Origin of the sequence: Helicobacter bilis (genome assembly GCF_900198365.1) — a bacterium.
Classification (GTDB): Bacteria; Campylobacterota; Campylobacteria; order Campylobacterales; family Helicobacteraceae; genus Helicobacter_A; species Helicobacter_A bilis_B.
On sequence record NZ_FZMS01000008.1, the window covers coordinates 1 to 13609 of the forward strand.

General features: G+C 37.2%; 11 protein-coding genes. 1 reads left to right on the forward strand and 10 read right to left on the reverse strand.

Going from position 1 to position 13609, the window contains the following annotated elements; translation table 11 throughout:
* From C6H08_RS01160 to C6H08_RS01205, 10 genes are all read right to left on the reverse strand, one after another.
* A partial coding sequence (locus C6H08_RS01160) for an acyl-[ACP]--phospholipid O-acyltransferase (RefSeq protein ID WP_411698098.1) occupies positions 1–3523 on the reverse strand: 3523 nt, incomplete at its 3' end.
* Positions 3524–3715: 192 nt separating this feature from the next.
* Positions 3716–4447, reverse strand: coding sequence for a hypothetical protein (locus C6H08_RS01165; protein WP_034564168.1), 732 nt, complete (start codon positions 4445–4447; stop codon positions 3716–3718).
* Between the two features lie 5 nt (positions 4448–4452).
* Positions 4453–5445: a phosphoribosylformylglycinamidine cyclo-ligase gene (gene purM / locus C6H08_RS01170; protein WP_034564166.1), complete on the reverse strand. Its 993-nt coding sequence runs from the start codon at positions 5443–5445 to the stop codon at positions 4453–4455.
* 175 nt (positions 5446–5620) lie between these two features.
* Complete coding sequence (locus C6H08_RS01175; protein ID WP_034580480.1) at positions 5621–6535, reverse strand: radical SAM protein; 915 nt, start codon at positions 6533–6535, stop codon at positions 5621–5623.
* Positions 6536–6595: 60 nt separating this feature from the next.
* Entirely contained in the window at positions 6596–7258 is a 663-nt protein-coding gene (locus C6H08_RS01180; RefSeq protein WP_034564162.1) for a type II secretion system protein, read from the reverse strand.
* A 152-nt stretch (positions 7259–7410) separates the two neighbouring features.
* On the reverse strand, positions 7411–8892 hold the full coding sequence (locus C6H08_RS01185; RefSeq protein WP_104686073.1) for a tetratricopeptide repeat protein: 1482 nt from the start codon (positions 8890–8892) through the stop codon (positions 7411–7413).
* 56 nt (positions 8893–8948) lie between these two features.
* On the reverse strand, positions 8949–9635 hold the full coding sequence (purQ, locus tag C6H08_RS01190; RefSeq protein WP_034562518.1) for a phosphoribosylformylglycinamidine synthase subunit PurQ: 687 nt from the start codon (positions 9633–9635) through the stop codon (positions 8949–8951).
* Between the two features lie 15 nt (positions 9636–9650).
* On the reverse strand, positions 9651–9899 hold the full coding sequence (gene purS / locus C6H08_RS01195) for a phosphoribosylformylglycinamidine synthase subunit PurS (RefSeq protein WP_034562520.1): 249 nt from the start codon (positions 9897–9899) through the stop codon (positions 9651–9653).
* A 298-nt stretch (positions 9900–10197) separates the two neighbouring features.
* Complete coding sequence (dapE, locus tag C6H08_RS01200; protein WP_034579733.1) at positions 10198–11394, reverse strand: succinyl-diaminopimelate desuccinylase; 1197 nt, start codon at positions 11392–11394, stop codon at positions 10198–10200.
* Between the two features lie 202 nt (positions 11395–11596).
* Positions 11597–12667, reverse strand: a complete 1071-nt coding sequence (locus C6H08_RS01205; RefSeq protein ID WP_034562523.1) for an Mrp/NBP35 family ATP-binding protein — start codon at positions 12665–12667, stop codon at positions 11597–11599.
* A gap of 129 nt (positions 12668–12796) precedes the next feature.
* Between C6H08_RS01205 and C6H08_RS01210 the strand changes: the two genes are divergently transcribed.
* The gene (locus tag C6H08_RS01210) at positions 12797–13510 is read left to right on the forward strand and encodes a YebC/PmpR family DNA-binding transcriptional regulator (protein ID WP_034562526.1); all 714 of its coding nucleotides are present in this window, start codon (positions 12797–12799) and stop codon (positions 13508–13510) included.
* The last annotated feature ends 99 nt before the right edge of the window (positions 13511–13609 follow it).

Genomic DNA, 13609 nt, shown 5'->3' on the forward strand with positions numbered 1-13609 from the left:
TAAACTTCTTTCCCTCAATCTCCCTAGCAAGATCTTTTGTGCTTTTTAGATCTACTTTGCCACTGCCAAGTATTGGAATCTTATCTACAATAAAATATTCGCTTGGTTTTTTAAGCGGGATAATATCAGACTTTTTAATGCTATCAATCGCTATGGCACAATACTCTTGCGGTGATTCTATAAGTAATACTACTTTTTCACCTTTTTTACTATCTTCGAGTGCTACTGCACAAAACTTTACTTCGCTTGAAATCTCTTTAAGTTTAAAGACTTTTGCGATCTCTTCTTCAACACTTGATAGGCTAATCATTTCACCGCCGATTTTTGCAAAGCGAGAGTATCTATCTGTAATATGTAAGAAGCCATCAGAATCTAGATAGCCTTTATCTCCGCTTTTATACCAGCGGATTCCATGTAAATCAATAATCACTTCATTTGTTTTTTCTTCATCATTGAGATAGCCTACCATGATTTGATGTCCGCCTATAAGGATTAGTCCATGCTCTCCTAATGGCAGCTCTTCTAGCGTGTCATAATCTACGATTCTAATGGCAGTCCCAGGAAGTGGCATACCTACACTGCCCTCTTTATTTGCTCTGTGAATCTGCCAGAATGTAACATCAAACTCATCAGGCAGATTCACACTTGCAACAGGTGTAGTTTCAGTCGCACCATAGCCTTCATAGATTGGCTTATTAAACTTCATTGTATAGGCTTCACGCACTTCTTTTTTTAGCTTTTCAGCTCCAGCCACAGTTAAGCGAATGCTATCAAACATCACTCTATCTATCTTTGGATTTCTAGCATAGATTCCAAGCAGGGTAGAGGTCGCACACATGATTGTTACATTATTTTGTGCTATTGCCCTTGCGATACCTAATGCGTCTGTTGGGTCAGCATGTGAGATAACAAGCATATTTTCAATAAGTGGCATAAGCGTTGTAACGGTTAGTCCAAAAGCATGGAATGGTGGCAAGGAAGACAGCATAGTCTCATCATTTCTTGCGTGGATTACATCAGCGATTTGTGCGATATTACTCATAATGTTTAAATGGCTAAGCATAACGCCCTTTGGCACGCCCTCACTCCCGCTACTAAAGAGAATGGCACATACAGAATCTATCTTGCTTTCCTTTGCAAATAGTAGCTTTAAAAGCCAAGTGGGTGCAAGTGTGATAAAAGAAATATTCAGGATAAAAGCAGCCTTTTGCTTACGAATCTGTGCGACAATATCTTCCATAAAATGCAGAGTAACACCGCTAAAATCAATCTCTATGCCTTTATCTTTTAGCCTTTCTAAAAACTTTTTTGAAGTATAGATATGTGAGATATTAGCAGAATCTATCGCACTTTGAATAGCATTTGGTCCAGCAGTAAAGTTAAGATTGACAACGATTTTTCCAGCCATCATGCTTGAGAAATTACACAGCACACTTGCTAAAGAAGCAGGCAGCATAATGCCTATACAATCATTTGGAAGAGAGCAGCTATTTGTCTTTTTTGGTAGTGGCTTATAGCTTAACTCTTTCATATCTTGGCTAAGCATAACACAAAGTGTAAGTAATTTACGATAAGACATGCTGCCTGTTTGTGTATCAATGATGGCAATATCACTTCCACCGCGTTTGCAAGATTCTATAAATGCGGCAGGGATAGTTGGCGAGTTTTGACACTGATGTTCCCATGCTTTAAAACTCATCTCAAATACTTTTGCCTTAATCTTTTCTTTTTGTGTATGAAGTGGCAGGGGCATACCAAAGGCAATGCTTACACTTCTTTTTGTAAAGCTTTTTTTACGCTCTCTAAACTGCTCATTGCTACGGCTAAAGATACTGCCCCACATACCGCGAATGTAAAAAGGCAGAACAACAGCAAGATTCTCATCAACACCTTGTGCGATTTTCTCAAATCCGCTTTTAAACTCATTTAAATGTCCATGCCGACTAATCACACCTTCGGGAAATAAGCATACAATATCCCCATTGCTTAATCTCTTTTGAATCTGCTCTATTGCCCCACGACTTCCCAAGCTAGATACAGGTATTACACCAAAGAAATCAAGGAAAAACTTAATATACCAACGAGAATAAATACTTCTCTCCATTACAAAATACACTTTCTTAGGCACAGCCATCTGCACGATAGCCCAGTCGATAAATGAGATATGATTCCCAAGCAGCAATACACCGCCTTTTTGCGGGATATTATTAAAGCCCTCTACAACGAGTCTGTATCTCTGCAATATTGCCATGCTAACTAAGATTCTAACAAGTGAGAAAGGCAAAAGCTTAATCATGTATAAAGTGGCAACTATTCCAAGCAATGCACTCACATAGAAAAGCCACTCAACGGGCATATTCTGCATACCAAATAAAGTAGCGACAAATAGGGCTAAAAGCATGCCGATATTTTGCACAAAGTTATTCCCAGCAAGGATTGTCCCCAACTCTTTATCATTGCTATAAAATTGCATTAATGCATTTAATGGCACAACATATAATGCCCCACCTAAGCCAAATAGAAAGAAAAGAATTGAAATGCTAAACAATGAGTTAAAAACGCCAAACAATAAAAGGGCAATAGACATGATACACGCACCAAGCGGTATGAGACCTGTCTCAATATAGTTTTTAGAATAGCGACCAGCAATGATTGAGCCTACAATAATGCCAAGCCCAGTGTAAGCAATAAGCATATTGACAATATCTGTATCCATAATGTGCAATACATTTTTCGCATATACAGGAAAGATATTAACAAGCAGTTGTGAGATAGTCCAAAATACTGCTATAAAAAGCACAGATAGGTAAATCATTCTATGCTTTTTCATAACAGCTAGATTCTCTTTTAAAAGCTCACCTTTTAGATATTTGTCTTTATTGAATGAAATATTAGAATCTTGTCGTATCGTTGGTAGTCTAAAGCTTAGTAAAAATTCCAAACATGCAAAGAAGCAAAGCAGTATCGCTAAAAACACCATATCTTTTATAATGAGTGAGGGATCTGTAAGTCCATCTGTATAGAATCTCTCAAAAAGTGCTGAAAAAAATATCATACCACCAAGCATTGCAATAATCGCAGTTGCTTGTATAATGCCATTTCCCCATGTAAGATTCTCTTTGCCTACAAGCTCTTTTATATACCCATACTTTGCAGGAGAATAGATCGCTGCTTGCATACCCATAAGCAGCGTCATATAAAATGCACCCCAAAAAAAGCCTATGGAGTAAAAAAACATGAGAATAAATAAAAGAATGATATTAACAAAAGCCCCAATCTTTAGAATCTTATTTTTTGAAAATCTATCACTAAGAAAACCAGCAGGGGAGAAAAGCAGGACAAAAGGCAGAATCACAAGTGCATTTGCAATGGAGTTATAAAATAAATGTTCGCCCTCACTAAATGACTTATAGATAATGCTTAGCATTAGCACCTTATGCCCTAAATCAATAAAGGCATTGATAAATGCTACAATGATAAATGGAGTAAAACCTTTGATTTTATAAATCTTATTCATATATATCCTTATATTTATGCTGAAACTCTTATTGTATAAGACTTGGGATTCTAGCAGAAGTTTTGTATTAAAGTAGAAATTGCGGTTTGTTTTAGAGTGGTGGATTTAGATATCTTAATACAACAAAGCTATGTACTATCAATTAAAAGACTTTTTCTTATATTTTAGATTCTCGCAGCCTACCGAACTAAGATTGTATTATTTATTAACAATTTGTATATTTTGTAAAGGGATATAGCCTTCTATAAAAGTTTCTTTATTGATAGCGTAGCGGACATGAGCCCATGATTTTTTGGTGTCTATAACCTGCATTTTGATACCATCTTTATTAATGGCGATTATCTTTGATTGTGTGTTTGATGAGTGGTATATTTTTGCTTGTTTTGTGGTTGGTATCGCCCATTGTTTTTTATCCTTTTGTGCGATTTGTATGCTTTTCACATCATAGGGATTGTTGGTATTGTAGAGTTTAATGTTTGTTGGGGAGTTTAGATTTGCTGAAAATGCGTTTGGTAACTCATGCGTGTGAATCTGTCTATATGGGACATAATCTACATTATCAATTTTATTCACTTCTATTGTGCTACGATTTTGTGGGCTACTTGGCTTTTGTTTTGGTTCTGTCTGTGCGATCGATTTTGTGTCTTCAAACTCTATGTTTGCATAGGTGCTAATGCGATTTAGATTTTCCGATAGAGTATTGTGGATAAAATCGACATTTGAGCTTTGCTTGATTTTTTCTAGCTCTTCTTTCATACGCACTTTTTCATCAATTTCATCATTGTTTTGTGGATTTTCTACTTGGGTAATAGTAACTACATGCTGTTGGTATTGAGTGAGAGAATCAAAAACAAAATAATATACTAAAAAACACGCACATATAATACCAAGTGGTAAAGCATATAATTTCGCATAGAATTTTAGTTTCATAGAATCTACTTTATGATAACTTGCTTTTGCCCTGTCTGTATATGTCCAATGACACTAGCTTGCATACTTTGTGCTAACTTTTGCGCGTTTTCCTTTGGCACGATAACTACCATGCCAACGCCCATATTAAATACACGCCATGCCTCTTCTTTATCAACATAGGGCAGGAAAAACTGATAAATTTCTGGAATCTCTATGGCACTTTCACTAATAATAGCCTGTGTATTTTCTGGCAAAATGCGGATAAGATTCTCTTTAATGCCCCCGCCTGTGATATGGGCTAGTCCCTTTATAGAATCTTTATGTTGCAAAAATGGTTCTACATAGATTCGAGTAGGCTCTAGTATAGAATCTATGAGTGTTTTTCCTAAAAATTCCATCTCTACATTAATCTTTTTTGTATCGATAATGCCCCTCACAAGAGAAAATCCATTGCTATGGAATCCACTGCTTTTTAAGCCGAGTATCACATCACCTTCTGCTATGCTTGAACGCCTTTGTATATCATCTCTTTCTGCAATGCCTACTGCAAAACCTGCTAGGTCAAAATCACCCTTTGCATATACGCTTGGCATTTCCGCAGTTTCACCGCCTATTAAGGCACATTTTGCCTGTTTGCAACCCTCTGCAATACCACGCACAATACGCAAGGCATCTTCACTCACAAGTTTATGTGTAGCATAATAATCAAGAAAAAACATAGGCGTAGCAAAATCACAAATAAGATCATTCACGCACATAGCAACTAAATCAATGCCTATATTATCTAGCCTATTATGACTAAGGGCTAGGCTAAGTTTTGAGCCAACGCCATCAGTCGCCGCACATAATATAGGATTTTTGTAACCTGTCGGCATGGCAAAGCAACCAGAAAAGCCACCTAAACCGCCCAAAACAAGCGGATTAAAAGTCTCTTTTACAAGCGGTTTTAATGCTTGGACGAAGCTATTACCCTCGTCTATATCCACACCAAAGTCTTTATATTGCAGTGTTTCCATATTTTCCTCATCAGTCTTTAATCGCAGGAATTGTAACAAAAAATCACTCAAAATATGCTTTAAAACATAAAAAAATCAAAGTATTGTAATAGCATTAATTTTATTTGTGTAAAAAACACGCACAAAAGTCTATCTACTTCAGCATACATACCATATCTGCTAGGCACAAAAGAAACTACACGCAATAAAACGACACACCAGCAATATTTTTTATCTTTATTTGTCCTATCGCATACATACTTTCAAGTCGATTTACACTCTCTTTTGTGAGTAAAATTTCACAATCTACATGCGTTAAAGGTCGCCTTTTTAATAGCTCTAGAATCTCTGTTTCGCTAAGGTCTTGTTGTGCGACATTCATTACATCATTTTTGCGTGTAACAACACATACATTTAGCCCTTCATATAATGTGCTTAACTCATATAGCTTCTCATTACTCACAGGATATACTCTATGGGAGCTTGGTCGATCAATGGTTGAAATATCCACGCGTTTAATATCCACTTCACGCAAAAATGCAGCATTTTCCCTATTAGATTCTATATCATCATTCATGTTTGCTACAACCAACACTTCAGCGACTAACTCACCGCTATATTGTTTAGAAAAGTCTTTAATGCCTTGTTTAATTGTAGCTAAATCAAGCGTTTTGCTTGGTTTATCCACGCGTTTAAAATTGTTTGTAACCACAGAATCAAGCGAAAATTTAACAATATCAAAGTGATTGAGTGCATTTTTTTGTGCGTGGAAACGAGAGCCATTGCTTAGTATAAGGGTTTTAATGTTTGAATATTCTTTTAATAATTCTTTTACTTGCAATATGAGTTTTTCTAGGTGTGGATAAAGAGTTGGCTCTCCATTAGCAGTAAAGGTTAGCACATCAATATCGGTGTGTGTTCTCAAAGCGCATTCAATAGATTCTAGGACAACCTCTAGCGGTGCGATTTGAGTTTGTGTATCCATTGGCTTTTTTGCCTCAAGCTCACAATATACGCAGTCAAAATTACATTGCTTTGTATAGGGGCTTAAATCTATACCCAAACTCACACCAAAGCGTCTTGATAGAATAGGTCCAAAGACAATTTGCATATATATCCTTTTATATTTTTATCATTATAGCAGTAAAATGTAGTGGGAATCTAATAATCTTTAAGGCGTAATATGCAGGGGAATGATAATATCACTTGCATAATTTTTCAAAAGATTCTGACATAAATTAGAATTTTGAGATCTGTTAAATAGAATCTCTAAAGCAGTTGTTTGATTAAAGCGAATGCTAAGGCAGTCATTTTGAGAATCTGGCACACCATTTTTAGCAATTTTTAGAGAATCTCCACTTACAACCCATCGCTGTGGTGATAAATGCAGGTAGCTAACAAGCCATTGTGGATTAGCATTCTGCGGCATAAACTCATTTGTAATTGCGTATTCTTGTGTGCTTGAAATAATGGTTTGTATATCGCTTTGGATAGCAACACTTAGGGCATTATTACGAGAAAAGCTTATGCGTGGCAATGCAAGACTTGCTAATATGCCGATTATCACAAGCACAAATAAAAGCTCCATCATGCTAAAACCTGTACTATATCGTATGATTTTGTGTAGCTTTTTAGAATCTAGATTCCGTATTAGCTTTGTATCTGTCAAGGTTTTATTAGAATCTGGTGCATTGCGACATGATAAGCTAAATGTGAATTTATGGTTTAGAGTTTTTTTCACATAGGAATAAAGAGGTTTTACTTTAAAAGCACATAGGGAATGTTTAATCTTATTAAATACACAAGATACATTGAGCCATTTTAGTTTTTTCATATCCACTTCTTACATATACTTAACTATATAGCTATAAAATATAGATTCTATACTAGATATTTCGCTACACTCAATATGACAACTACTAGAATCTACAATCCACTCATTTATACTCCATAAGCCCACAACTCACCTGAACAATTAAATCTAAATTATCCCCCAACCTTTTTCTTTAGATTTCTGTAATTATCACAGCCATTTTGTAATCCTGCTTCACATGCAAGGCTATACATTTGTAAAGCTTGTCCTGCATTCTGTGTAATGCCCCTGCCCTGCTCGTATAAAACACCTAGATTATTACAGCTACTTGCTACACCGCCCATACATGCGGTATTAAAGTATTGTGCCGCAAGTCCATAGTTAATCGGCGCACCCTCAAGCCCTTGTGCGTAAATATAACCAAGATTTGCACAGCCTACAATATCCCCTGCATTACATGCTACATAGTTTAAATCCGCTGGATTCATATTTGCATTATTGATTCCATACGCACTGCTTGCATTATTGAGTAAGCCTAGATTATAGCAACCCAACTGACTACCTGCATCACACGCAAAGCGATAGTATTGCAAGGCTTTATTCAAATCTTTTGGCACACCAGAGCCATTTGCATACGCCCAGCCGATATTATTACACGCATCGACATCGCCACCAGCACAGCCTGTCATATACATTTCTGCGGCTTTTTGCTTATTATTCCCCATATTTGGTGCTTCATCATAAATCATACCAAGATTCGCACATGCAGTTGGATCACCACCAGCACAGCCTTTTTGATAGTATTTAATCGCTTTTTGTGTATCACTCTGCACTCCAGCCCCATACATAAACATTACACCCACACCAAAGCAACCTGCAGGATTACCTTGATCGCATGCGGTATTAAACATACTCAAAGCTTGTTTATAATCGCCCTTTCTTGCCGCTTCAACCCCTGCATTTAGAGTAGCACTTGCACTTTTTGGATCTGCTAATGCGTTTTCTGTCGGGCTATTATCTGGTTTCGGGAAATTATAGCTTGGTTGCACGATATTGATATTATTTGGCGTATAAGGCATTGGTGGCACACGCGGTGCGTAGCTTATAGCAATATCGCTTGGTGGTGTTGGTGCGATTTGAATCTGATTCCCACCACCTTCATCAAACCATGCTTGATTTTGGCTTGGCACGACACTTGGGGCTTGTGGTTTCTCTTCGTCGCCATTATACACAGGTTTCCCTTGCCCATAGCCTGGTATAGTTTGTGGAATCGAGGGCGTAGGATATGAAGGCACAGGGTAATAGAAGTTATTACCATAATAGTATCTCTCATAGGTTCGTGGATCGTAAGGGTCATAATATCGCTCATAAGTCCTTGGATCATAAGGATCATAGCGATAGAAGCCGCCATAAGGTGCATAATATTGCTGTGGATAGTATCCGCCTTGCATATTGTATTGTCCGCCATAATATCTTGGATCGCGTAAGTCATAACCGCCATTTGCAGGCACATTTGTTACAGGACTTTTCCTCGAATTGCCCGTATTTTGTTGTGCTTTTGGTTGTGCGGCTCTTGTCTCTGCTTGCTCTTCATCAGCAGCATACACGCAAAGAGAAAAGCTAATTAAAGCGAGTAAAAATATCCTTTTTTTCATCATCATATCCTTAATCTAGCAGTTTTGTATTAAAAGCAAAATATATACCAAACAATTTAAACTTCATTATAGAGTGAATGAAGCATGGCTATACCCATAGCATTTTTGCTTGAATTATCCATTGAATCTGTATTGATTGACTTCGTATGCACCGCTCTTTCAGGGTGTGGCATAAGCCCAAAGATATTGTGTTCTTTATTGCAGATTCCAGCGATTTTATCCACACTGCCATTTATATCATCAGCGTATTGCAGTAACACTTGATTATTATTATATAGTGTTTCTAAGCCTTTAGAATCTATTTGATAATTCCCCTCTGCGTGTGCTATAGGCAGCATAAATTCTTCATTTTCCCCATAGTCTTTAAGCATAGCATTATCTTTTGCTTTTACACGCAAAAGGGCATTTTTAGAGATAAATTTTAAGTCTTTATTCCGCATAAGCACGCCGGGCAAAAGCTTTGATTCACATAGAATCTGAAATCCATTGCAAATGCCAAGCACCCTACCCCCATTCTCCGCATATCGCTTTAATGCTTTCATGCTTTGAGCTTGAGCGGCTATTGCCCCACATCTAAGATAGTCGCCATAGCTAAACCCACCCGCAATAACGGCTAACTTTGTTTCTTTTGGCAAAGTGCTTTCTGTGTGCCATATAAGCGTATTTTCTATGCCTTTCCCTGTATAGAAGTTTGCAACATCATATTGGCAATTTGTCCCTAAAAAATGCAAAATCGCTACCATAACTACGCCCCTAAATTATGCTTCTTGCACTTCTATTGTATAATCTTGTATGATTGGATTTGCTAGAAAATCTTCACACATTTCCTTTGCTAGATTCTGTGCTTCAACCTTATCTTTTGCCTCTAAAGTGAGATAGAATCTTTTATTCATAGTGAGTTTGGATACCGCGAAATCATGCCCTTGCAATGCTTGTAAAATCGCTTTTGATTCTGGATTTAAAACACCATCTCTTGTGCTAACTTCTATGGTTATATCGTAACGCATTGCTATCCTTTTTTTGCAATCTAGTAAAGGCGTATTATAGAATCTTTTTTATAAAGTTATTGTTTATAAAGTGAAAAACTCGCTATCCTTTTAAGTTGCGTGAGACTAAACGATTCTGGATTTGTGTCATTTTGGGCTTTTGTAAAAAGTGAAAAATTTTTATTTGAATCTATTTTTAGATTAAGCTTTACTTAGATTTCATATTAGATATTTCGCTTCGCTCAATATGACAAGCTGTTTTGTGGAATCTAGATTCTCAATCGCTTGGGGTAGGTGTAGGATGCAAAATTTATAAATTCTACACCCCATCTTGTAACAATCTCTTCAAAAATGTAGAAAAGATTCTCTCTAGTTGTTCTATATCTTGCAAGGATACCCTTTCATCTACTGCGTGGATTCTATCATTACATAAGCCAAGTTCTACCACTTCTATGCCATATTCACTCAAAAATCTTGCATCACTTGTGCCGCCACTCGTGCTAAGTTCTGCTTGTATTTGTGCTACTTCGTGGATAGAATCTTGTAAAAGCGTGATTAAAACACTATCTTTTGTATGAAAACTTTTTGAGCTTTGCTTTAGCTCTAGCGTGTAAGGCAGTCCATTCAATACAGAATCTACATGCGATTTCACACTCTCTAAAGTCGTCATTGTGGAATTTCGCACATTAAACATAATGACTAAATCATTAGGCGTTACATTTACCGTTTCAATGCCGCCTCTTATATCCGTTATCACAAGCTTTGATGCACTAAATACGCAATCTCCGCTATCAAGATTCACCCCAGCTAAAAGCCCTAGCTTACTGCCGAGTAACTCCACTGGGTTGATACATTTTTCAGGATAGGCGACATGCCCCTGCTTCCCTAGAATCTTAATCACACCATTAATAGACCCTCGCCTGCCGACCTTTATCGTATCCCCCGCAAACCTCGTGCTTGTAGGCTCTGCGACAATGGCGTATGTAGGTAGCATACCCTTTTCTTTTAGGATTTCTAGCATGTATTGTGTGCCATAGATCCCTTCACCCTCTTCATCACTTGTTAAAAGCACAGAAAAAATCATTTGAGTTTCATTCTCACTTATAGAATCTTGCAATGCCTTGATAAAACAGGCAATACCGCCTTTCATATCCTGTGTGCCACGACCATAGATATAGCCATCATGTATTGTAGGGGTAAATGGTGGATAACTCCAATCGCCTTTATTTTGACTGCTATTTTCTGTGTCGTGTATATCCTTTGGCACAGCTGCCCCGCCACCGGGCTTTACCACATCAATATGCCCTGCAAAGCAAAAATGTTTCAATTTCTCCCAAGCACTCTTTTCATCATATCCTTTTGGAATCTTATAAAACAACACATTTTTTACACCATTTTTTTCAATATGCAAAGCCTTAAATGAAGGTAAAAGCGTCTGTATATACTCATAGATTCCATGCTCTAGCGGCGTGATTGTAGGATATTGTATAAGTTTTTTTAGAATCTCTAATGCCATGTTTTACTCCGTTATAAATTTGACTGATTCCAAACCTTGTGTTAAATCTTGCCTAGATTCTAATACATATTCAAAGCTATTCTGGGTTTTAATCAAAACAGAATTTTGCATTAGAATCCAATACCATTTTGCACCCACCTTAAAGGTATAGAATCTAAACTTTTGTATGTTTAGAATTATCTGCTTAAGTCATGCTAGAAATCTAACGCGGTTGAATGGCACTATTATCTGCCTTATTTGATTCTAAAAACTCAATTAAACGCAAGGCACATTCCATATAACTTTTGCTTGTCCTGCTATCAGGCTCAAAGAAGCTAATGGGCTTGCCGCTATCACTTGCTGCTACAATGCTTGGCTCTAATGGAATCTTAGCTACAACTTCTGTGTGAAACTCTTGTGCTAACATATCGCTATTACCCTTTCCAAAAATCTCATAAGTTTTATTACAATCTGGGCATATAAAACCACTCATATTTTCAATGATTCCAAAAATTGGGATATTACATTTTGCAAACATATCAAGGGCACGGAATCCATCATCTATTGCTACCATTTGCGGTGTCGTTACATTTATACCCGCACCAACAGGCACACTTTGAGCTAGTGTAAGCTGTGCATCACCCGTTCCCGGTGGCATATCAACTACCATAATATCAAGCTCTCCCCACTCCACATCTTGCAACAACTGCGTAATGATACGCATAACCACAGGTCCTCTCCATATAAAGCTCTGTCTCTTGCCATAGATAGATTCTATACTTATCATTTTGACACCATACTGCTCTAATGGCAAGAGCTTCTTACCATCTTGGCTAGTCTTTGGCTCAACGCCATCTAGTCCAAACATACGCGGGACATTTGGTCCATAAATATCAGCATCAAGTAAGCCTACTTTTTTACCACTTTTTGCGAGTGAAATAGCAAGATTCACGCTCGTTGTTGATTTACCAACGCCGCCTTTACCGCTGCTTATCATTACAAAATGTTTGATTGATGGGGCTAGATTCTTAGGGGATTGCTCTGTTTGTGTTTTTTGTATATTTGGGGTTACAATCTCTATGTCGATATTTGCAAGTGGCAGGGATTTTGTCTTTTCTAGAATCTCTTCTTTTACTTTTTTTATGACTTCTTCATTGCTTGATGGGATATTTACCTTAAGATAGCATACATTGTTGTTTATCTCTATCTTACTTACAAAGCCAAAGGCTACAATGTCTTTTTCAAAGTTTGGGTAAATCACTTGTTTTAATGCGTCTTCGACCATTTTTTTCATATTTTTCCTTTATATTGTGTTGTGTGTGAAATTATAGCGTATTTGATACAAGTTCATAGATTCTAAAACATTTAAATGCGTATGATATAATGTCGCCTTTTATTTTTAGAATCTAGCAGGGAGATTATTATGGGTAGAGCGTTTGAATACCGCAGAGCCGCAAAAGAAAAGCGATGGGGTAAAATGAGTAAAATCTTTCCAAAACTTGCAACAGCAATCACAATCGCTGCTAAAGAGGGCGGCTTAGACCCAGAAATGAATGCAAAGCTACGCACGGCTATCGCTAATGCAAAGGCACAAAATATGCCAAAAGATAATATCGATGCGGCAATCAAGCGTGCAAGTGGCAAGGACGGACATTTTGAGGAAGTAAGCTACGAGGGCAAAGCTGCAAATGGTGTGCTTATATTTATAGAATGTGCGACTGATAATCCAACAAGAACCGTTGCAAACATAAAAAGCTATTTCAACAAAACGCCAAATGCAAACTTGCTTACAAATGGGGCGATTGACTTTATGTTTGAGAGAAAGGGCGAATTTCAAATCACTTTAAATGATGATAATGTTGATGAAGTAGAATTAGCCTTAATTGATTGCGGACTTGATTTGCTAGAAAAAAACGAAGAAGAAAATAGCTATACAGCATATTCTAAATATGAAGATTTTGGCACACTAGCACTTGGCTTAGAGAATCTAAAAATCGAGGTAAAATCCGCAAAACTAGTAAGAATCCCAACAAGCCCCATAACCCTTACAGAAGAACAAATGCAAGAACTTGATAAATTGCTTGATAAAATCGAAGATGATGATGATGTGCAAGCGGTTTATACAAACCTTGCGTAAGGTTTTTAATGCGATTAGCCTAGAAAAAGGCATGTATTTACATAATGTTATAGGCTTTTATGGTAATGTTTGCGGGGTTGATGAGATGTGAAAATAGAG